Annotated in this window: 18 protein-coding genes; 13 read left to right on the forward strand and 5 right to left on the reverse strand. The window is 60.6% G+C overall.

Translation table 11 applies throughout. From position 1 onward, the window contains the following. Positions 1–11 precede the first annotated feature (11 nt). The gene (gene dapC / locus ACEN8Q_RS17630; protein WP_413703491.1) at positions 12–1,211 is read left to right on the forward strand and encodes a succinyldiaminopimelate transaminase; all 1,200 of its coding nucleotides are present in this window, start codon (positions 12–14) and stop codon (positions 1,209–1,211) included. A gap of 24 nt (positions 1,212–1,235) precedes the next feature. On the opposite strand, the gene ACEN8Q_RS17635 is transcribed toward dapC, so the two are convergent. Continuing rightward, positions 1,236–2,867: a Na+/H+ antiporter gene (locus ACEN8Q_RS17635; RefSeq protein ID WP_413426558.1), complete on the reverse strand. Its 1,632-nt coding sequence runs from the start codon at positions 2,865–2,867 to the stop codon at positions 1,236–1,238. 328 nt (positions 2,868–3,195) lie between these two features. Between ACEN8Q_RS17635 and ACEN8Q_RS17640 the strand changes: the two genes are divergently transcribed. The 4 genes from ACEN8Q_RS17640 to ACEN8Q_RS17655 all read left to right on the forward strand — a co-directional run bounded on the left by ACEN8Q_RS17640 (position 3,196) and on the right by ACEN8Q_RS17655 (position 6,379). Continuing rightward, on the forward strand, positions 3,196–3,558 hold the full coding sequence (locus ACEN8Q_RS17640) for an ArsC family reductase (RefSeq protein WP_413426556.1): 363 nt from the start codon (positions 3,196–3,198) through the stop codon (positions 3,556–3,558). Positions 3,559–3,590: 32 nt separating this feature from the next. Then, positions 3,591–4,625, forward strand: a complete 1,035-nt coding sequence (gene dapD / locus ACEN8Q_RS17645) for a 2,3,4,5-tetrahydropyridine-2,6-dicarboxylate N-succinyltransferase (protein WP_008019559.1) — start codon at positions 3,591–3,593, stop codon at positions 4,623–4,625. Between the two features lie 147 nt (positions 4,626–4,772). Then, complete coding sequence (locus ACEN8Q_RS17650; RefSeq protein ID WP_413426554.1) at positions 4,773–5,978, forward strand: aminotransferase class V-fold PLP-dependent enzyme; 1,206 nt, start codon at positions 4,773–4,775, stop codon at positions 5,976–5,978. Continuing rightward, positions 5,975–6,379 carry a SufE family protein gene (locus tag ACEN8Q_RS17655; RefSeq protein WP_413426552.1) on the forward strand — a complete coding sequence of 135 codons (405 nt, stop codon included), beginning with the start codon at positions 5,975–5,977 and terminating at the stop codon, positions 6,377–6,379. The genes ACEN8Q_RS17650 and ACEN8Q_RS17655 overlap by 4 nt, the downstream gene beginning before the upstream one ends. A gap of 118 nt (positions 6,380–6,497) precedes the next feature. On the opposite strand, the gene tcdA is transcribed toward ACEN8Q_RS17655, so the two are convergent. Continuing rightward, positions 6,498–7,316, reverse strand: coding sequence for a tRNA cyclic N6-threonylcarbamoyladenosine(37) synthase TcdA (gene tcdA / locus ACEN8Q_RS17660; protein WP_413426550.1), 819 nt, complete (start codon positions 7,314–7,316; stop codon positions 6,498–6,500). 212 nt (positions 7,317–7,528) lie between these two features. Here tcdA and ACEN8Q_RS17665 point away from each other — a divergent pair, with 212 nt between their 5' ends. From ACEN8Q_RS17665 to ACEN8Q_RS17680, 4 genes are all read left to right on the forward strand, one after another. Then, on the forward strand, positions 7,529–10,120 hold the full coding sequence (locus tag ACEN8Q_RS17665) for a glycosyltransferase (RefSeq protein ID WP_413426548.1): 2,592 nt from the start codon (positions 7,529–7,531) through the stop codon (positions 10,118–10,120). A 238-nt stretch (positions 10,121–10,358) separates the two neighbouring features. After that, the gene (gene dapE / locus ACEN8Q_RS17670; RefSeq protein ID WP_413426546.1) at positions 10,359–11,510 is read left to right on the forward strand and encodes a succinyl-diaminopimelate desuccinylase; all 1,152 of its coding nucleotides are present in this window, start codon (positions 10,359–10,361) and stop codon (positions 11,508–11,510) included. After that, positions 11,510–12,319: a putative RNA methyltransferase gene (locus ACEN8Q_RS17675; protein WP_413426544.1), complete on the forward strand. Its 810-nt coding sequence runs from the start codon at positions 11,510–11,512 to the stop codon at positions 12,317–12,319. Before dapE ends, ACEN8Q_RS17675 begins: the two co-directional genes overlap by 1 nt. 95 nt (positions 12,320–12,414) lie before the next feature. Beyond that, positions 12,415–12,792 carry a hypothetical protein gene (locus tag ACEN8Q_RS17680; protein ID WP_046816499.1) on the forward strand — a complete coding sequence of 126 codons (378 nt, stop codon included), beginning with the start codon at positions 12,415–12,417 and terminating at the stop codon, positions 12,790–12,792. 147 nt (positions 12,793–12,939) lie between these two features. Here the strand turns inward: ACEN8Q_RS17680 and ACEN8Q_RS17685 are convergent, their stop codons facing one another. Continuing rightward, entirely contained in the window at positions 12,940–13,149 is a 210-nt protein-coding gene (locus ACEN8Q_RS17685) for a cold-shock protein (RefSeq protein ID WP_413426542.1), read from the reverse strand. 236 nt (positions 13,150–13,385) lie between these two features. Between ACEN8Q_RS17685 and plsB the strand changes: the two genes are divergently transcribed. The 4 genes from plsB to ACEN8Q_RS17705 all read left to right on the forward strand — a co-directional run bounded on the left by plsB (position 13,386) and on the right by ACEN8Q_RS17705 (position 17,874). Further along, the gene (gene plsB, locus ACEN8Q_RS17690; RefSeq protein WP_413703492.1) at positions 13,386–15,878 is read left to right on the forward strand and encodes a glycerol-3-phosphate 1-O-acyltransferase PlsB; all 2,493 of its coding nucleotides are present in this window, start codon (positions 13,386–13,388) and stop codon (positions 15,876–15,878) included. A gap of 153 nt (positions 15,879–16,031) precedes the next feature. Further along, the gene (locus tag ACEN8Q_RS17695) at positions 16,032–16,667 is read left to right on the forward strand and encodes a hypothetical protein (RefSeq protein ID WP_413703493.1); all 636 of its coding nucleotides are present in this window, start codon (positions 16,032–16,034) and stop codon (positions 16,665–16,667) included. A gap of 93 nt (positions 16,668–16,760) precedes the next feature. Next, positions 16,761–17,159 carry a YbaY family lipoprotein gene (locus tag ACEN8Q_RS17700; RefSeq protein WP_413703494.1) on the forward strand — a complete coding sequence of 133 codons (399 nt, stop codon included), beginning with the start codon at positions 16,761–16,763 and terminating at the stop codon, positions 17,157–17,159. Positions 17,160–17,184: 25 nt separating this feature from the next. After that, a complete protein-coding gene (locus ACEN8Q_RS17705; protein ID WP_413703495.1) occupies positions 17,185–17,874 on the forward strand; it encodes a DUF4197 domain-containing protein in 690 nt (229 codons plus the stop codon). Positions 17,875–17,919: 45 nt separating this feature from the next. On the opposite strand, the gene ACEN8Q_RS17710 is transcribed toward ACEN8Q_RS17705, so the two are convergent. After that, positions 17,920–19,266 (reverse strand): Fic family protein, encoded by a 1,347-nt coding sequence (locus ACEN8Q_RS17710; protein WP_413703496.1) that lies wholly within the window; start codon positions 19,264–19,266, stop codon positions 17,920–17,922. Positions 19,267–19,409: 143 nt separating this feature from the next. Then, positions 19,410–19,691 carry a DUF6124 family protein gene (locus tag ACEN8Q_RS17715; protein WP_413703497.1) on the reverse strand — a complete coding sequence of 94 codons (282 nt, stop codon included), beginning with the start codon at positions 19,689–19,691 and terminating at the stop codon, positions 19,410–19,412. Between the last annotated feature and the right edge of the window lie 38 nt (positions 19,692–19,729).

The raw sequence follows: 19,729 nt of genomic DNA on the forward strand, positions 1-19,729 counted from the left end.
GAGATTTATCGATGAACAACGCTCTGACCCAGCTGCAGCCCTACCCGTTCGAGAAACTCCGCGCCCTGCTCGGCAGTGTCACGCCCAATCCGGACAAACGCCCTATCGCCCTGTCCATCGGCGAGCCGAAACACCGTTCGCCAAGCTTCGTCGCCGAAGCCCTGGCCAGCAACCTGGATCAGATGGCGGTGTACCCGACCACCCTCGGCATTCCGGCCCTGCGTGAAGCCATCGCGGCATGGTGCGAGCGGCGCTTCGATGTCCCCAAAGGCTGGATCGACCCGGCGCGCAACGTGCTGCCGGTCAACGGCACCCGCGAAGCGCTGTTCGCCTTTACCCAGACCGTGGTCAACCGTGGCGATGACGCTCTGGTGGTCAGCCCGAACCCGTTCTACCAGATCTACGAAGGCGCGGCGTTCCTCGCCGGCGCCAAGCCGCACTATCTGCCGTGCCTGGACGAAAACGGTTTCAACCCGGATTTCGATGCCGTGTCGCCGGACATCTGGAAACGCTGCCAGATCCTGTTCCTGTGCTCGCCAGGCAACCCGACCGGCGCATTGATTCCGGTGGAAACCCTGAAAAAGCTGATCGCACTGGCCGACGAGTACGACTTCGTGATCGCCGCCGATGAGTGCTATAGCGAACTCTACTTCGACGAGCAAACCCCGCCACCAGGCCTGCTCAGCGCCTGCGCGGAGCTGGGCCGCAAGGACTTCAAGCGCTGCGTGGTGTTCCACAGCCTGTCCAAGCGTTCGAACCTGCCAGGCCTGCGTTCGGGTTTTGTCGCCGGTGACGCCGACATCCTCAAGGGCTTCCTGCTCTATCGCACCTACCACGGCTGCGCGATGCCGGTTCAGACGCAACTGGCCAGTGTTGCCGCGTGGAACGACGAAGTGCATGTGCGCGCCAACCGTGCGTTGTACCGAGAGAAGTTCGATGCAGTACTGGAGATCCTCAGCCCGGTGCTGGACGTGCAGCGTCCGGATGGCAGCTTCTACCTGTGGCCGAATGTGGCCGGTGACGACGCAGCGTTCTGCCGCGATCTGTTCGAACAGGAGCATGTGACCGTGGTGCCGGGCTCTTACCTCTCGCGTGATGTCGATGGCGTCAATCCGGGGGCCGGGTGTGTGCGGATGGCATTGGTTGCGCCGTTGGCGGAGTGCGTTGAAGCCGCCGAGCGGATTCGCGATTTCATCCAGCGCCGCAAATAACCCCCCGTCCGGTGACGGCCAGGTTTACTTCACCTGGCCCAGCTTGGCCTCACTCAAATCAAGCTCACCCAGCACTTCACGCAACACGTCATCACCTATCTGGTGCTGACGACTGAGGCTATACAACTCCAGGCGCTGCGCCCGCAGCGCCTTCAAGCGCAAACGCCGCTCCAGCAAGTCCATCTGAAAGGCCAGGGCCTGGGCTTCAGCAGAATCGTTGAACACCTCCAGCTGATGCCTGTACTCCGACATGATCCGCGCCTTGAGTTCGGCGGCCAGCGCGGATTGGGCGGCGTCCTGTGGGTTGGCCTCTTCTGCCTCGAGCGCATGAATGGCCGCTTCGGCGGTCTTGCGCCAGGCGTCGCGCACTTCATTGCGGCGTTTGTCGTCCGGGCTTTTCTCGATACCACGCAGCAGCAACGGCAAGGCAATGCACGCGGCAATCAACGACAACAAAATCACCCCGGCGGCAATGAATATCAGCAGGTCGCGTTCGGGAAAGGCGCTGCCCCCCATGAGCATCGGTACCGACATCACACCGGCCAAGGTCACGGCGCCACGCACGCCTGCGACAGTCAGCAGCCAGCATGAACGCGCGCTCGGCACCCGTGTTATTTCATCCTTGCCGCGCCAGCGCCGCACAAAAATGGACAGACGCCAGATGCTTTGTACCCAGACAAACCGCAACACCAGCAGCACCAGAAAAATCGCCAGAACGTCGAAGCAGCGATAGAGCAGTGTCGGCCACAACGAAGGTTCGTGACTGGCCACAGCCTTGATGATATCCGGCAACTGCAGGCCCAACAGCAGAAAAATCAAGCCATTAAAGGCAAACTCCAGCAATGACCAGACGCTGCGATTGAGCAAGCGGGTGTTGGTCTGGCGCGGCAGCAGATCGAGCCAGCTCTGCATCATCCCCGCCGCCACCGCCGACAGGATGCCCGACACTTCCATGCGCTCGGCCAGCACGTAGGCCGCAAACGGCAGCAGCAACATGAACACCACGTGCGTCGCCGGATCATCCCAGCCGCGCGCGATCATCCACGCCCGCAGGCGGCCGACCAGCCAGCTCAAGGCCACCCCGACGGCCAGACCACCGACGGCGACCAGCATGAATGTCAGGCTGGCATTGGCCAGCGAGAACACACCGGTCACCGCTGCCACCAGCGCAAACTTGAACGTCACCAGGCCCGAGGCATCGTTCATCAGCGCCTCACCCTGCAAGATGTGCATCAAGGGTGTGGGCAGTCTGTTGCGGGAGATGGCCGACACCGCCACCGCATCTGTCGGCGACAGCACGGCCGCCAGGGCAAACGCCACCGGCAACGGCACACCGGGCAGCAGCCAGTGAATGAAATACCCGGCGCCGACCACGGTAAACAGCACCAGCCCCACCGCCAGGGTCAGGATCGGTCCGCGCAGACGCCAGAATTCGCGCTTGGGCATGCGCCAGCCGTCGGAGAACAACAGCGGCGGCAGGAACAGGAACAGGAACAGTTCGGGGTCCAGCGCCACATGCAGCCCGAGCGTTGGCCAGGCAAGCAAGGCCCCCGCGGCAATTTGCACCAAAGGCAATGGCAGCGGAATCACCCGTCCAATCAGGCGCGAAACGCCGACCAGCATCAACAGAATCAGGACGGTGTAAGCGGTTTGCATAAAGCGTGGTTCCCGGACAGTCGACAGCATTGAAGTGCCATATTAGACGCTTAGACTGTCTGCTGACCCTTGCACCAATGTCGCACGCCTGAACATCCAGAAACACCACAATCCCTGTAGGAGCGAGCTTGCTCGCGATGAACCCGAGAGCAACGCGGGGTGACAGGTACTTAGCGATATCGTTAACGACCATCGCGAGCGAGCTCGCTCCTACAAAGGTTTAATGGCATGACACAAATACAAACCCGACCACAGCCGCCGCGAAACCGTCCGGCCATGGCATAATCCGTCACCTTTTATTTACGGCACCTGCAAAGGGGGCAATTCCTTGACCGTTTCAAGCAAAACGTTGCACCTTTTCGGCATCAAAGCCTGCGACACCATGAAAAAGGCGCGCACCTGGCTCGATGAACACGCTGTCAGTTATGACTTTCATGATTACAAAGCGGTCGGTATCGACCGTGAACACCTGACCCAATGGTGCAACGAGCACGGCTGGGAAGTGGTGTTGAACCGTGCAGGCACGACCTTTCGCAAGCTCGACGACGAACGCAAAGCCGATCTCGACCAGACGAAAGCCATCGAACTGATGCTCGCACAACCCTCGATGATCAAGCGCCCGGTGCTTGATCTCGGTGAACGAACCCTGATTGGCTTCAAGCCAGATATCTACGCGGCCGCGCTCAAGTAAGCAGCCCGTTTCAATTTGCTAGAGGTATCAACATGTCCACTACCCTGTTCAGCCTGGCCTTTGGTGTCGGCACTCAAAACCGTCAAGGCGCATGGCTGGAAGTGTTCTACGCCCAGCCGCTGCTCAACCCGTCCGCCGAACTGGTCGCTGCCATTGCGCCGATCCTCGGTTACAGCGAAGGCAACCAGGCCATCACCTTCACCACCGCGCAGGCCGCGCAACTGGCTGAAGCCGTGAAAGGCATCGACGCGGTACAAGGCAAGCTGCTGACCCGCCTGGCCGAGAGCCACAAGCCGCTGGTTGCCACCTTGCTGGCTGAAGACGCCCAGTTGTCGTCCACCCCTGAGGCCTACCTCAAGCTGCACCTGCTGAGCCATCGCCTGGTCAAGCCACATGGCCTGAACCTGGCCGGGATCTTCCCGCTGCTGCCGAACGTGGCCTGGACCAGCCAGGGCGCCGTCGACCTGAGCGAACTGGCCGAGCTGCAACTCGAAGCCCGCCTGCGCGGCGAGCTGCTGGAAGTGTTCTCGGTGGACAAGTTCCCGAAAATGACCGACTACGTGGTTCCGGCCGGCGTGCGTATCGCTGACGCCGCGCGTCTGCGCCTGGGCGCTTACGTGGGTGAAGGCACCACCGTGATGCACGAAGGTTTCATCAACTTCAACGCCGGCACCGAAGGCCCGGGCATGATCGAAGGCCGCGTATCCGCTGGCGTATTCGTCGGCAAGGGTTCGGACCTGGGCGGCGGCTGCTCGACCATGGGCACCCTGTCGGGCGGCGGCAACATTGTGATCAAGGTCGGCGAAGGCTGCCTGATCGGCGCCAACGCCGGTATCGGTATCCCGTTGGGCGACCGCAACACCGTCGAGTCGGGCCTGTACGTGACCGCCGGCACCAAAGTGGCGCTGCTGGACGAAAACAATCAGCTGGTCAAAGTGGTCAAGGCCCGTGAACTGGCCGGCCAGCCAGACCTGCTGTTCCGTCGCAATTCGGAGACCGGCGCCGTGGAATGCAAAACCCACAAATCGGCCATCGAACTGAACGAAGCGCTGCACGCTCACAACTAAGCCACACGACCACCCGCACCTCTGTAGGAGCGAGCTTGCTCGCGATGGACGTCAACGATAACGCGCGGCATCAGACAGCCCGTGTCGTCCAGGCGTCCATCGCGAGCAAGCTCGCTCCTACAGGGGTCAGGCGTACAGGCGAAAAACATGATGATTCTCTCTCCCTGGCGCGCCGATTTTCCGGCCATCGCCGCCCTGCAACGGCAAGGCCAGACCTATCTGGACAACGCCGCCACCACGCAAAAACCTCAAGCCCTGCTGGATGCCCTGGCGCATTACTACGCCAACGGCGCGGCCAACGTGCATCGGGCGCAACACTTGCCCGGCGCTCACGCCACCCAAGCCTTCGAGGACAGCCGCCGCAAAGTCGCGCAATGGCTCAATACGGGCGATTGCGGTCAGATCATCTTTACCCACGGCGCGACGTCCGCGCTGAATCTCCTGGCCTACGGCCTGGAACATCTTTTCAATCCGGGCGACGAGATTGTCGTCAGCGCCCTGGAGCATCACGCCAACCTCTTGCCCTGGCAGCAACTGGCGCACCGCCGCGACCTGAAACTGGTGATCCTGCCGCTGGATGTCGACGGTGTGATCGACCTTGAAGCCGCTGCCGGCCTGATCGGCTCGCGCACACGGCTGTTGGCGGTCAGTCAACTGTCCAACGTGATTGGCGCGTGGCAGCCGCTGCCGCAATTGCTGGCGCTGGCCAAGGCGCACAACGCACTGACCGTGATCGACGGCGCCCAGGGCGTGGTCCATGGCCGCCACGACGTACAAGCGCTGGGCTGCGATTTTTATGTGTTCTCCAGCCACAAGCTCTACGGCCCCGATGGCCTGGGCGTGCTGTTCGGGCGTCATACAGCGCTGCAACAGCTGCGCCCCTGGCAGTTCGGCGGCGAAATGGTGCTGGATGCCAATTATCACGACGCTCGTTTTCGCCCGGCACCGCTGGGTTTCGAGGCCGGGACGCCACCGATCGCCAGTGTGATCGGCCTTGGAGCGACCCTGGATTACCTCGCCGGGCTCGATCAGGACGCCGTGTCCGCCCATGAAGCGGCGCTGCATGCCTGCCTGCTCAAGGGCCTTGAGGCGCGCAATGGCATTCGCCTGTTGGCCAGGCCGCAAGTGGCACTGGCCAGTTTTACCGTCGAGGGTGTGCATAACTCCGATCTCGCGCATTTGCTGACCGAACAAGGGATCGCGGTGCGCGCCGGCCATCACTGCGCGATGCCGCTGCTCAAACGCTTCGAACTGGCCGGGGCGATTCGGGTGTCGTTAGCGCTGTACAACGATTCCGAAGACATTGAGCGGTTCTTTGAAGCCCTGGACCAGGCGCTGGAGTTGCTGCGATGAACCTGCCTGCCGATGCCGTGACGGCACTCGACACCTTTCAGAAAGCCGCCGGCTGGGAACAACGCGCACGCCTGCTGATGCAATGGGGCGAGCGTCTGCCAGCGTTGAGTGACGCGCAGATGTGCGACGCCAACCGGGTGCACGGCTGTGAAAGCCAGGTGTGGCTGGTGGGCGAATTGCGTGATGGCCATTGGCAATTCAGCGCCAACAGCGATGCACGCCTGATTCGCGGGTTGGTGGCGTTGCTGCTGGCGCGGGTCAACGGGCTGTCGGCGGCTGAGTTGCAGCAGGTGGATCTGGCGGACTGGTTCAATCAGTTGGGGTTGGGGCGCCAGTTGTCCGAATCCCGCAGCAATGGCTTGAATGCGGTGCTTCAGCGGATGAATGAGCTGGCAGGTTGATCGCCTTCGCGAGCAAGCCCGCTCCCACATTTGATCTTCAGTGAATACAGTTTTTGTGTACGACCGAAATCCAATGTGGGAGCGGGCTTGCTCGCGAAGGGGCCATCAACAGCAACACTCAAACCTGAGGCTTGACCCGATCCGCTGGCCGCCGCACGCCGGCCACGATCTTGTCCACCGCCTTGGTTGCCGCGACCATGCCGAAGGTCGCCGTCACCATCATCACTGCGCCAAACCCGCCCGCGCAGTCGAGTTTCACGCCATCGCCGACAAAACTCTTCTGCAGGCAAATGCTGCCGTCCGGTTTCGGGTAGCGCAGTTGCTCGGTGGAAAACACGCACGGCACGCTGTAGTGGCGGGTCACGGTGCGGGAGAAGCCGTAATCACGGCGTAGCGTGGAGCGCACTTTCGACGCCAGCGGGTCGTTGAACGTGCGGTTCAGGTCGCAGACCTGGATCAACGTCGGGTCGATCTGCCCGCCCGCGCCGCCAGTGGTGATGATCTGGATCTTGCGACGTTTGCACCAGGCGATCAGCGCAGCCTTGGCGTTGACGCTATCGATGCAGTCGATCACGCAGTCGATGTTCGGCGTGATGTACTCGGCCATGGTGTCGCGGGTAACGAAGTCAGGCACCGCGTGCACCGTACAGTCCGGGTTGATCCCACGCAGACGCTCGGCCATCACCTCGACCTTGGGCTTGCCCACCGTGCTGTCCAGCGCATGCAGTTGACGGTTGGCGTTGCTGACGCAGACGTCGTCCAGGTCGAACAGCGAAATCTCGCCCACGCCACAGCGCGCCATGGCTTCCGCCGCCCAGGAACCGACACCACCGACGCCAACGATCGCCACATGGGCCGCACGCAGGCGCTCAAGGCCTTCGATGCCATACAAACGGGCGATGCCTGCAAACCGCGGATCTTCTGTACTCATGACCATTACCCCAAAAACCGGCGCGCAGTATAGGGCTTCGCAGCACTAAGTTTTAAGCTTCAAGCTACAAGTGTAAGAACTTATGTGAAAGTTAACTGCCCAACGTCAGGCATTTCCCTGTCCGATATACGTTCAGTGAACTGCCGGTGTAGGATGCGCGCCCCTTTACGGCCGCCGACCGTCCCCTCGTTCCACAGCCTTTGGAACCCGAAATAACCATGTCATCGCGTAAATTTGGACTCAACCTGGTCGTGGTGCTCGCCATCGCAGCCTTGTTTACCGGCTTCTGGGCGCTGATCAATCGCCCGGTCACCGCCCCCAACTGGCCGGAGCAGATCTCCGGTTTCTCCTACTCACCGTTCCAGCAAGGACAATTCCCACAGAAGGAACAGTATCCGACCGACGATGAGATGCGTCGCGACCTGGAAATCATGAGCAAGCTGACGGACAACATCCGCATCTACTCGGTCGATGGCACCCTGCAAGACATCCCGAAACTGGCGGAAGAATTCGGCTTGCGGGTGACCCTGGGGATCTGGATCAGCCCGGACCAGGAACGCAACGAACGGGAAATTACCCGTGCCATCGAAATCGCCAACTCCTCACGCAGCGTGGTTCGTGTGGTGGTCGGCAACGAAGCGATCTTCCGCAAGGAAATTACCGCCAAGGAACTCAGCGTCATGCTGGATCGCGTGCGCGCCGCCGTGAAAGTGCCAGTGACGACGTCCGAGCAGTGGCACGTCTGGGAAGAACACCCGGAACTGGCCAAACACGTCGACCTGATCGCCGCGCACATCCTGCCTTACTGGGAATTCATCCCGATGGACAAGGCCGGACAGTTCGTCCTCGACCGCGCCCGCGATCTGAAAAAGATGTTCCCGAAAAAGCCGCTGCTGCTGTCCGAAGTGGGCTGGCCGAGCAACGGCCGCATGCGCGGTGGCGCCGATGCCTCACCGGCGGACCAGGCGATTTACCTGCGAACCCTGGTCAACAAGCTCAACCGCCAGGGCTTCAACTACTTCGTGATCGAAGCGTTCGACCAGCCGTGGAAAGCCAGTGACGAAGGCTCCGTCGGCGCCTACTGGGGCGTGTTCAACGCCGCACGCCAGCAGAAGTTCAACTTCGAAGGCCCGGTCGTGGCGATTCCGCAGTGGCGCGTGTTGGCCATTGGTTCGGTGGTATTGGCACTGTTGTCGCTGACCCTGCTGATGATCGACGGCTCGGCCCTGCGTCAGCGTGGCCGTACCTTCCTGACCTTCATCGCGTTCCTGTGCGGTTCGGTGCTGGTGTGGATCGGTTACGACTACAGCCAGCAATACAGCACCTGGTTCAGCTTGACGGTGGGCTTCTTGCTCGCCCTCGGTGCGCTCGGGGTGTTTATCGTGCTGCTGACCGAAGCCCACGAACTGGCCGAAGCGGTGTGGGTGCACAAGCGACGTCGCGAATTCCTGCCGGTGGTGGGCGATTCCAGCTACCGCCCGAAAGTGTCGATTCACGTACCCTGCTATAACGAGCCGCCGGAGATGGTCAAACAGACCCTCAACGCCCTGGCCAACCTCGACTATCCGGACTTCGAAGTCCTGATCATCGACAACAACACCAAGGACCCGGCGGTGTGGGAACCGGTGCGTGACTACTGCGCAACCCTCGGCCCGCGTTTCAAGTTCTTCCACGTGGCACCGCTGGCCGGCTTCAAGGGCGGCGCGCTGAACTACCTGATTCCGCACACCGCCAAGGATGCCGAAGTCATTGCCGTGATCGACTCGGACTACTGCGTCGACCGCAACTGGCTCAAGCACATGGTGCCGCACTTCGCCGACCCGAAAATCGCCGTGGTGCAGTCGCCGCAGGATTACCGCGACCAGAACGAAAGCACCTTCAAGAAGCTCTGCTACGCAGAATACAAAGGCTTCTTCCATATCGGCATGGTCACCCGCAACGACCGCGACGCGATCATCCAGCACGGCACCATGACCATGACCCGCCGCTCGGTGCTCGAGGAACTGGGCTGGGCCGACTGGTGCATCTGTGAAGACGCCGAACTGGGACTGCGGGTATTCGAGAAAGGCCTGTCGGCGGCGTATTACCACTCCAGCTACGGCAAGGGCCTGATGCCCGATACCTTTATCGACTTCAAGAAACAGCGTTTCCGCTGGGCCTACGGAGCGATTCAGATCATCAAGCGCCATACCGCCGCCCTGCTGCGCGGCAAGGACACCGAGCTGACCCGTGGCCAGCGTTATCACTTCCTCGCGGGCTGGTTGCCGTGGGTGGCGGACGGCATGAACATCTTCTTCACCGTCGGCGCACTGTTGTGGTCGGCGGCCATGATCATCGTGCCGCACCGGGTCGATCCACCGCTGCTGATTTTCGCGATCCCGCCGTTGGCACTGTTTGTGTTCAAGGTCGCCAAAATCATCTTCCTCTACCGTCGTGCGGTCGGGGTCAACCTGAAGGATGCCTTCTGCGCGGCACTGGCCGGTCTGGCGTTGTCCCATACCATCGCCAAAGCGGTGCTGTACGGTTTCTTCACCAGCAGCATTCCGTTCTTCCGCACGCCGAAAAACGCCGATAACCACGGTTTCTGGGTAGCGATTTCGGAAGCTCGGGAAGAGATGTTCATCATGCTGCTGTTGTGGGGCGCGGCGCTGGGGATCTTCCTGGTGCAGGGCCTGCCGAGCAACGACATGCGCTTCTGGGTCACCATGTTGCTGGTACAGTCGCTGCCGTACGTCGCGGCACTGATCATGGCGTTCCTGTCGTCGCTGCCGAAACCGATCGCCGAACCTGAAACGGCACCTGTCGTCTAAATCTCTGCGGATGCACTAAACGGCGGCCAATGGTCGCCGTTTTGCTTTAAGATAACCGCCATTTTGCGGGGCTTGGCGTGATGTACGGTCTTATTGACGGTCAATCTCCTGTGGGAGCGGGCTTGCTCGCGAATGCGTTGTAACAATCAACATTTATGTTTGCTGACACACCGCATTCGCGAGCAAGCCCGCTCCCACAGTTAGTCCGCGCCCACATTCATGATTTCCGGAGTTTTCCATGACGGCCCACGCCGACCTTTCGCCGACCCTTCAACTCGCCATCGACCTGATCCGCCGTCCGTCCGTGACGCCGATCGACGCCGATTGCCAGAAGCAGATGATGCAACGCCTGGGCGATGCCGGTTTCACTCTGGAACCGATGCGCATCGAAGATGTGGATAACTTCTGGGCCACCCACGGCCAGGACGACGGTCCGGTGCTGTGCTTCGCCGGCCACACCGACGTGGTTCCGACCGGCCCGGTGTCGGCCTGGCAGATCGAACCGTTCAACGCGCTGATCGACGAACACGGCATGCTCTGCGGCCGTGGCGCCGCCGACATGAAAGGCAGCCTCGCCGCCATGACCGTCGCCTCCGAGCGTTTTGTCGCCGACTACCCAAATCACAAGGGCAAAGTCGCGTTCCTGATCACCAGCGACGAAGAAGGCCCGGCGCATCACGGCACCAAGGCAGTGGTCGAACGCCTCGCCGCGCGCAAGGAACGCCTGGACTGGTGCATCGTCGGCGAACCGTCGAGCACCACCCTGGTGGGTGACGTGGTCAAGAACGGCCGTCGCGGCTCCCTCGGCGCCAAGCTGACCGTGCGCGGCGTGCAAGGCCACGTGGCCTACCCGCACCTGGCGAAGAACCCGATCCACCTCGCGGCCCCGGCCCTGGCCGAACTGGCTGCCGAGCACTGGGACCACGGTAACGACTTCTTCCCGCCGACCAGTTTCCAGATCTCCAACGTCAACTCCGGCACCGGGGCGACCAACGTGATCCCGGGCGACCTGGTGGCGGTGTTCAACTTCCGCTTCTCCACCGAGTCCACCGTTGAAGGCCTGCAAAAGCGCGTGGCCGACATCCTCGACAAGCATGACCTGGACTGGCACATCGACTGGGCCCTGTCCGGCCTGCCGTTCCTCACCGAACCGGGCGCACTGCTGGACGCGGTGTCGTCGAGCATCAAGGACATCACCGGTCGTGAAACCAAGGCGTCCACCAGCGGTGGCACCTCCGACGGCCGCTTCATCGCAACCATGGGCACCCAGGTTGTTGAACTGGGCCCGGTCAACGCGACCATCCACCAGGTCAACGAACGTGTGCTGGCGGCCGATCTCGACGTGTTGACCGAGATCTACTACCAGACCCTGATCAAGTTGCTCGCCTGATGCTGGCGTGTCCGATCTGCAGTGAACCGCTGAACGCGGTGGACAACGGCGTGGTCTGCCCCGCCGGGCATCGCTTCGACCGTGCGCGCCAGGGTTACTTGAACCTGTTGCCGGTGCAACACAAGAACAGCCGCGACCCTGGGGATAACCAGGCGATGGTCGAAGCCCGCCGCGACTTCCTCAACGCCGGGCACTATGCCCCGGTGGCCAGGCGCCTGGCGGAGCTGGCGGCAGGTTATGCGCCGCAACGTTGGGTCGATATCGGTTGTGGCGAGGGTTACTACACCGCGCAGATCGCCGAGGCCTTGCCGGATGCTGACGGCTACGCGCTGGACATTTCCCGCGAAGCGGTCAAGCGCGCCTGCAAACGCAACCCAAAGCTCACCTGGTTGATCGCCAGCATGGCGCGGGTGCCGTTGGCTTCCGGCAGCTGCCAATTCCTGGCGAGCGTCTTCAGCCCGCTGGATTGGGAAGAGGCCAAACGCCTGCTCAGCGTCGGCGGCGGCCTGATGAAAGTCGGGCCGACCAGCGGCCACCTGATGGAACTGCGTGAACGGCTGTACGACGAAGTTCGCGAATACACCGACGACAAGCATCTGGCCCTGGTGCCCGAAGGCATGGTGCTTGAGCACAGCGAAACCCTGGAATACAAACTGACGCTGGCAAGCGGTCAGGACCGGGCGAATCTGCTGGCCATGACGCCTCACGGCTGGCGCGCCAGTGCCGAGCGCCGTGCAGCTGTGATCGAGCAGGCTGAGCCGTTCGAGGTCACCGTGTCGATGCGCTACGATTATTTCGTTCTGCAGTAGTCATCAGAGAGCAACTTTAATTTTTGGTCTTGGGTAACGGCTCAAGACCGGCTAAATCCGCGAATGGATTTTTCAGACCCGCAGTGAGGACATCCATGCGCCAGCCCGATATCGAGATTTACCTGAAAGACGCCGACGTCGACCACAAGGCCATCTCGGCCTGGCTCGGCACGGCATTGGGCCCCTGCACCGACTGGGTGCAGAAAGGCCAGACCTACAAGTGCAAGGCCGGCAACGTGCCCGTGACCTGGCTGCCAAAAGCGGTCGGCAAGTGGAACAGCCTGTACCTGGAAAGCGACCAGACCCCATGGGACGACGACATCGCCTGCGCCCGCGCGGCCTTTGCCGCGCTCAACGTCGAAGTGCGCTGCGCACCGGGTAGCTGGGTCGAGGAGGAAGGTGAAGAGACGGCTGATCGCTGGATTCGCATCAGCGCCGACGGTGAAGAAGAAATCACCTGGAAGACGGCCTGAAGCCTGAACACCGCCCCCTGTAGGAGCGAGCTTGCTCGCGATGGTTGTCAACGATAACGCGCCAACTCCGGGAAAGCGCGGCGTCCTTGAGTTCTTCGCGAGCAAGCTCGCTCCTACAGTGGTTTTTGGGTGAACCGAGGAGTGGGTTTACAGCCCCACCACATCCTCAGCCTGCAAGCCCTTCTCCCCTTGCACCACCGCGTACTCGACCTGCTGGCCTTCAGTCAGCGAACGGTGGCCTTCGCCACGAATCGTGCGGTAATGCACGAACACGTCCACCCCGTCTTCGCGCTGAATGAAACCGTAGCCCTTGGCGTCGTTGAACCACTTCACGTTGCCGGTTTCGCGTGTTGCCATTTGTTCATACTCCCTTTTTATTATTGATCGGGCTTTTCGCAGGAAAGCCTCGGGAACGTCAGCCTGCGCATACCGGTCCCATGAGGGCAACGGCGACAGTGCGCCGAGTATATGACAGACGCTAAAACTCTCAACAAGAGTTTACTTACGCGCTTTTTTGCCGATTTTCGACGAATCCGGCACACTATCGGCCTCCCGAGCAAACGCTTGGTTCTATTCACTCACGCAGAAGCCGTATGACCCGTTCCCCGTTCCGCCGTCTTGTGTTTGGCACCCTGCGCCGACTGTTGTACCTCTGGGTTCGCTCGGAGACGATCAACCAGTCGTCGTTCACCCTTAACCTCGACCGCAGTCGTCCGGTGTTCTACGTCCTGCAAAACCCTTCGCTGACCGACCTCGCCGTGGTCGACACCGAGTGCAGCAAGGCCGGTCTGCCACGCCCGGTGCTGCCGGTATCGGCGGGCAACCTGCTGGAACCTGCCGCGTTCTTCTACCTGACGCCGGACCCGGACTGGCTCGGCCGCCAGGACAAGCGCGGCGCGCCGCCGACGTTGACCCGCCTGGTCAGCGCCCTGAGCCAGAACGCCGCCGAAGATGCGCAGATCATTCCGGTCAGCGTGTTCTGGGGCCAGTCGCCGGACAGCGAAAACAGCCCATGGAAACTCCTGTTCGCCGATAGCTGGGCGGTGACCGGGCGCCTGCGTCGCCTGCTGAGCATCATCGTGCTGGGACGCAAGACCCGCGTGCAGTTCTCCGCGCCGATCCACCTGCGCGAACTGATCGAGCACGACAAGGGCCACGAGCGCACCGTGCGCATGGCCCAACGCATCCTGCGGGTGCACTTTCGCAACCTGAAGGCCGCGGTGATCGGCCCGGACATTTCCCACCGGCGCAACCTGGTCAAGGGCCTGCTCAACCAGCCGCTGGTCAAGCAAGCGATCCTCGACGAAGCCGAGCGCGAAAACATCTCCCCGGAAAAAGCCAAGGCCCAGGCCCTGCGCTACGGCAACGAGATCGCCTCGGACTACACCTACACCGCGATCCGCTTCATGGAAGTGGTGCTGAGCTGGTTCTGGAACAAGATCTACGACGGTATCAAGGTCAACAACATCGAAGGCGTGCAGAAGGTCGCCCCGGGTTACGAAGTGATCTACGTGCCCTGCCACCGCAGCCACATCGACTACCTGCTGCTGTCCTACCTGCTGTTCCGCAATGGCCTGACCCCGCCGCACATCGCCGCCGGGATCAACCTCAACATGCCGGGGATCGGCGGCCTGCTGCGTCGCGGCGGTGCGTTCTTCATGCGTCGCACGTTCAAGGGCAACCCGCTGTACACCTCGGTGTTCAACGAATACCTGCACACGCTGTTCACCAAAGGCTTCCCGGTGGAGTACTTCGTCGAAGGCGGCCGTTCGCGCACCGGGCGCATGCTGCAACCGAAGACCGGAATGCTGGCGATCACCCTGCGCAGCTTCCTGCGTTCGTCGCGCATGCCCATCGTCTTCGTGCCGGTGTACATCGGTTACGAGCGCGTGCTGGAAGGCCGCACCTACCTCGGCGAACTGCGCGGCGCGAGCAAGAAGAAAGAGTCGATCTTCGACATCTTCAAAGTCATCGGCGCCCTCAAGCAGCGCTTCGGCCAGGTGGCGGTGAACTTCGGCGAGCCGATCAAACTGGCGGAATTCCTCGACAGCGAACAGCCCGACTGGCGCAAACAGGAACTCGGCCCGCAATTCAGACCTGCCTGGCTCAACGAAACCACCAACCGTCTCGGCGAGAAAGTCGCGCAGCATCTGAACGAGGCAGCAGCGATCAACCCGGTCAACCTGGTGGCGCTGGCGCTGCTGTCCACCAGCCGTCTGGCACTGGACGATCGCGCCATGGCGCGGGTCCTCGACTTGTATCTGGCGCTGTTGCGCAAGGTTCCGTACTCGCCGCACACCACCCTGCCGGACGGTGATGGCCGAGCGTTGATCAAGCACGTGAAGGACATGGACCTGCTGTCCGAGCAGAGCGACGCCCTTGGCAAGATTCTGTATCTGGACGAGCAGAACGCGGTCCTGATGACCTACTACCGCAACAACGTGCTGCACATCTTCGCGCTGCCGGCGTTGCTGGCGAGCTTCTTCCAGAGCGCCTCGCGCATGAACCGCGAACAGATCCTGCGCTACACCCATGCGTTGTATCCGTACCTGCAAGCGGAGCTGTTCATCCGCTGGACGCTCGACGAACTGGATGCGGTGATCGGCCAGTGGCTGGAAGCGTTCGTCGAACAAGGCCTGCTGCGTTTCGAGAACGCCGTGTACCTGCGCCCGGCGCCAAGCTCACGGCATTTCGTGCTGCTGACGCTGCTGTCGAAAAGCATCGCCCAGACCCTGCAGCGCTTCTACATGACCGTGTCCCTGCTGCTCAACAGCGGCCAGAACAGCATCAGCGCCGAAGAGCTGGAAGACCTGTGCACGGTCATGGCCCAGCGCCTGTCGATCCTGCATGGCCTGAACGCCCCGGAATTCTTCGACAAGAGCCTGTTCCGCCACTTCATCCAGACCCTGCTCGACCTCGAGGTGCTCAAGCGCGACGAGGCCGGCAAGCTGGGCTATCACGAACTGCTCGGCGAACTGGCCGAAGGCGCGGCCAAGCGGGTGTTGCCGGCGGAGATTCGATTGTCGATCCGCCAGGTGGCGTTGCATCGCAGTGAGGATGCGGCCGACCTTGTCGAGCGGGCATGACCCATTGAAATGTCAGAAGCAAGGACGCTTGCTGACCCTTCCCGTCATCAATTCGCTTTCGTCTAGCGAACGCCTCCTACATAACGCTCGAATACTCGGGAGATAAGCTCAGCGCTCGTCATTTCCAACGAGTCCATTGATAAGGAAATCATCATGCCCCAACATACAATCAATACCTTCCTGCGCTTTCCTCCAGACTTTGAACTACCGGAGGCCTGCGAAATAAGCATTCGAGTACAAGACATTACCAACAGGGATGCGCCCAGACTTCACAGCCGGTGGGGGAGCAACCAACTTCCATCGACGCGTCCGATCAGCTTCCCGGTTATGGTCGATTCTGAGTTGAACAAAATCGGAAGCCGCTTCTCCATCAATGTAAAAATCTCCCATCAAGGGACCGCACTGCTCCTGGATCTGGAGCAAAATTTCTGGTGGGCGGGAGGCGATCACGATACGGACATTCACTTGAGCCCTGTGGGCTACATCGCTGTGGAAAAGTCCTGGATGCCCCGAATTGGTTACCCTGCTGACTCAAAGCTGTTAGTTAAGTTGATTGAAATGACTACTGATGACCAGGCTGAGATCACTATTAGTGAGGGTGTAGGCCTGACCGCGCAAATCACCCCCATCTACGTGAAATATGACCCGTCCATGATCAAGCCTGGCCAACTTTACGCACTGACCGGCTCATTCGAGAGCCATGGTCAGCACCGACTGTCGCTGGGTCTTAAACCGGCGAAATTGATACTAATGCCTGAAATTGTTCAGCCCCCGGTTTTCGGTGGCTGAATTCAACGTACAGATCGACGCTAAGCGTAAACGCCGCTTACGTCGTCGCACAGGCGCCAGTACTCTACTGGCGCTTTCTACACGGAAATACTTTTGAAAAAATTGACTCTGCTCGCCTCGCTTGCCTTGCTGACAGCCTGCCAAACGCCTTCGCCCGCGCCTGAAATATCACTCGATGGTGAAGTTTTTTACTTGCAACGCATTGCGCTGCCACCCACTGCCACGCTGAGTGTCAGCTTGCAGGATGTATCGGTGGCCGACGCGCCAGCCTTGATCCTTGACGAACAGAAGGGCCAGATCACAGGACAGGTGCCTCTGCCATTCCATCTGAGTTACGATCCCGCCCAGGTCAAGCCGGGTCATCGCTACTCGGTGAGCGCGCGCATCGAAGTTGACGGCAAGTTGCTGTTCATCACCACCGAACACCACGCTGTACAGCTTGATGGCAGCGATCCGCAGCCACTGAAAATCCGCGTCGACGCCGTTCGCTAATTCATTTTCTAACAAGGAAGCTGCCATGTTCCGCCCTACCCTTCGCTTTGCCGGCCTGTGCGCAGGCCTGATGATTTCCGCGAGTGCACTCGCACTGTCCCTCAGCGACCTGTCGCAGACAGACGCCACCGGCGGCCTCAAGGACGCCCTGACCCAAGGTGCGCAACTGGCCGTAAAACAACTCGGCACCCCGGGCGGCTTCAGCAACAACCCGGACGTGAAAATCGAACTGCCGGGCAAACTGGGCAAAGTCGCGAGCAAGATGAAACAGTTCGGCATGGGCGATCAGGTCGACGAGCTGGAAGCCAGCATGAACAAAGCGGCGGAAACCGCCGTCACCCAGGCCCAGCCGATCCTCGTCGATGCCGTGAAGAAAATGACCGTGGAAGATGCCAAGGGCATCCTCAGCGGCGGCAACGACTCGGCCACGCAATACCTGAACAAGACCAGCCGCGAACAGATCCGCGCCAAGTTCCTGCCCATCGTCAAGAAAGCCACCGACCAGGTTGGCCTGGCCCAGCAATACAACTCGTTCGCCGGGCAAGCGGCGACCATGGGCGTAGTGGATGCGAAAAACGCCAACGTCGAAAACTACGTCACCGAGCAGGCGTTGAACGGCTTGTTCGAAATGATCGGCAAACAGGAAGAAACCATCCGCCAGAACCCGGCAGCTGCGGCGACCAGTTTGGCGAAGAAGGTGTTTGGTACGCTCTGAGCCGCGATACAAAACCTGTGGGAGCAGGCTTGCTCCCACAGAAGTTCAGGCCGCTGATACGGGTCTTAGAAAGAACACCCACTGGCGCCCCATCTTGCGTTTCTCGAACAACTTCAACGCGACCAGCCCATTTAGCGTGGCTGACGCTGTGTTGTAGGAACAACCCAGATTCGCCTTCACGTTGACCGCCGTGAACTCCTTGGCCATTCCGCTCCTGGCCACTTGAAACAACGCCCGCTGTTTCTCCGTGAGCTGGTCGAGAAAACCACTTTCACGCAACCAGCAATCAAATTGCTGCACATCGTCCAGACTTTTCCGATACGCCTCGGTAAAACTGCCCACAGCCCGCAACACCACCGAACACTGGAAATCGATGAAGTACGTCAGATCCAGGTCGTCCGCCTCGGTATTCAAATACGACCGCCCGTACTTCAACGGCGCATTGCGCAACAAAACACTGATGGCGATGTAGCGAAACGCCGAGAAGTCATTTTTGAACATGAACCAGTAAAACAACGCGCGCGCTACCCGACCGTTGCCGTCGCGAAAAGGATGCTCGTAACCCAGGACAAAATGCAGCGCGATGGCTTTGATCAATGGATGAAGGTAGTTCGCTTGATGAGGGTTGTTTTGGGGTTGGTTGATCCACTTGGCCAGCAACTGCAAGCGGGACACAAGCCCTGTTGCAGGCGGTGGCGAATGCACGGTGTTGCCCTCGCCATCCTGGACTACGACGTCATCGTTGATCCTGAAGACCCCGGGCGAATACTGCAAATCGTCAATACCCTCGACGCCAACCCGATGCATGGCTGCAATCAGCTCGACGCTCAGTGGCTCGTAACGCTGCTCCCAGGCGAAGTTCATCATCTTGAAGTTACCGATGACCATTCGCTCATCCGGCGTGCGCGGCGTGCGATGGCGCTTGAGCATGTCCTTGGCCACCCGCGTCGTGGTGGCCGCACCTTCAAGCTGACTGCTGCTGATGGCTTCGTCTTCGATCAGATCATTGAGCAAAAAGCTGAAATGAGCGCGCTCGCCAATCTGGCCGGTCATGTATTCCAGCACTGCGGTCGTCGCCTGACGATCCACTACGGAAATGGCTTTTTGCGCCTGCGGCGTCAGCATGAATTTCAGCCAGCACGCGGGTTCACCCAATGGCAAAAGGCTCGAATACTGTGCAGTCCGCGCTTTCTTGACCAAGGCCCAGCACAGGTTCGAATCCAGCCCGGGTGCCCAGCGGTAGCGCAATGAATCGAACGGCAGGTAACGCCCCTGATCGTCCAGAGGCTTGAGCAAGGCGAGGTATTGCGAAAGGCGTTCCTTGTGGGGCGATCGCAACAGCCGATCAAACACCGGATCGGACCGCCCCCTCAACGTAGGTGGATTTTTCATGGCGCTGTCTCAAACATGCGTAAAACCGGACTCCGAGTACAACACCTGAGTTTTTCAGCCTCAATATCAGACGGGTCCGAGATAGATGTAGGAACAATGAAAGCCCGCTGGTTGGCAAAGGTTCAGCCGGCTTCTTCCTTTGGCTATTGCTGCGGATCCAGCTGGTCGAGGACGCGATTCACTGATAACTGCGCCAGGACGATCATCTGCTGAATACCGAGTGCCAGATTGCAGGTCGGGCCGGTCAGGATGGACGACAGTTCGGTTGCCATTACATTCGCTGAGGCGAGGGTTTCGTAGGCGTGGACCAGCAAGGTTTCGGAATCGACGTCTGGGCGGATGGTGAAAATTGGGCAGGGGCGACTTGAAGCGCCGATATGTTCTGCAGTTTCTAAAGCCGGGGGGTTTGGGCTGGGTTTGATCATTGTGAAGCTCCTAACGAAAGTTGGAGCAGCCAGCATCA

The organism is Pseudomonas sp. Pseusp16 (assembly GCF_047324915.1).
GTDB lineage: Bacteria > Pseudomonadota > Gammaproteobacteria > Pseudomonadales > Pseudomonadaceae > Aquipseudomonas > Aquipseudomonas fluorescens_CD.

Bases quoted from the DNA above. Each gene is read 5' to 3' on its own strand.
- ACEN8Q_RS17695 (WP_413703493.1), top strand. From the start codon at position 16,032: ATGCCCCAACATACAATCAATACCTTCCTGCGCTTTCCTCCAGACTTT.
- ACEN8Q_RS17710 (WP_413703496.1), bottom strand. From the start codon at position 19,266: ATGAAAAATCCACCTACGTTGAGGGGGCGGTCCGATCCGGTGTTTGAT.
- ACEN8Q_RS17675 (WP_413426544.1), top strand. From the start codon at position 11,510: ATGCTGGCGTGTCCGATCTGCAGTGAACCGCTGAACGCGGTGGACAAC.
- ACEN8Q_RS17655 (WP_413426552.1), top strand. From the start codon at position 5,975: ATGAACCTGCCTGCCGATGCCGTGACGGCACTCGACACCTTTCAGAAA.
- ACEN8Q_RS17680 (WP_046816499.1), top strand. From the start codon at position 12,415: ATGCGCCAGCCCGATATCGAGATTTACCTGAAAGACGCCGACGTCGAC.
- ACEN8Q_RS17665 (WP_413426548.1), top strand. From the start codon at position 7,529: ATGTCATCGCGTAAATTTGGACTCAACCTGGTCGTGGTGCTCGCCATC.
- tcdA (WP_413426550.1), bottom strand. From the start codon at position 7,316: ATGGTCATGAGTACAGAAGATCCGCGGTTTGCAGGCATCGCCCGTTTG.
- ACEN8Q_RS17705 (WP_413703495.1), top strand. From the start codon at position 17,185: ATGTTCCGCCCTACCCTTCGCTTTGCCGGCCTGTGCGCAGGCCTGATG.
- dapE (WP_413426546.1), top strand. From the start codon at position 10,359: ATGACGGCCCACGCCGACCTTTCGCCGACCCTTCAACTCGCCATCGAC.
- ACEN8Q_RS17685 (WP_413426542.1), bottom strand. From the start codon at position 13,149: ATGGCAACACGCGAAACCGGCAACGTGAAGTGGTTCAACGACGCCAAG.
- ACEN8Q_RS17650 (WP_413426554.1), top strand. From the start codon at position 4,773: ATGATGATTCTCTCTCCCTGGCGCGCCGATTTTCCGGCCATCGCCGCC.
- plsB (WP_413703492.1), top strand. From the start codon at position 13,386: ATGACCCGTTCCCCGTTCCGCCGTCTTGTGTTTGGCACCCTGCGCCGA.
- dapD (WP_008019559.1), top strand. From the start codon at position 3,591: ATGTCCACTACCCTGTTCAGCCTGGCCTTTGGTGTCGGCACTCAAAAC.
- ACEN8Q_RS17715 (WP_413703497.1), bottom strand. From the start codon at position 19,691: ATGATCAAACCCAGCCCAAACCCCCCGGCTTTAGAAACTGCAGAACAT.
- dapC (WP_413703491.1), top strand. From the start codon at position 12: ATGAACAACGCTCTGACCCAGCTGCAGCCCTACCCGTTCGAGAAACTC.
- ACEN8Q_RS17635 (WP_413426558.1), bottom strand. From the start codon at position 2,867: ATGCAAACCGCTTACACCGTCCTGATTCTGTTGATGCTGGTCGGCGTT.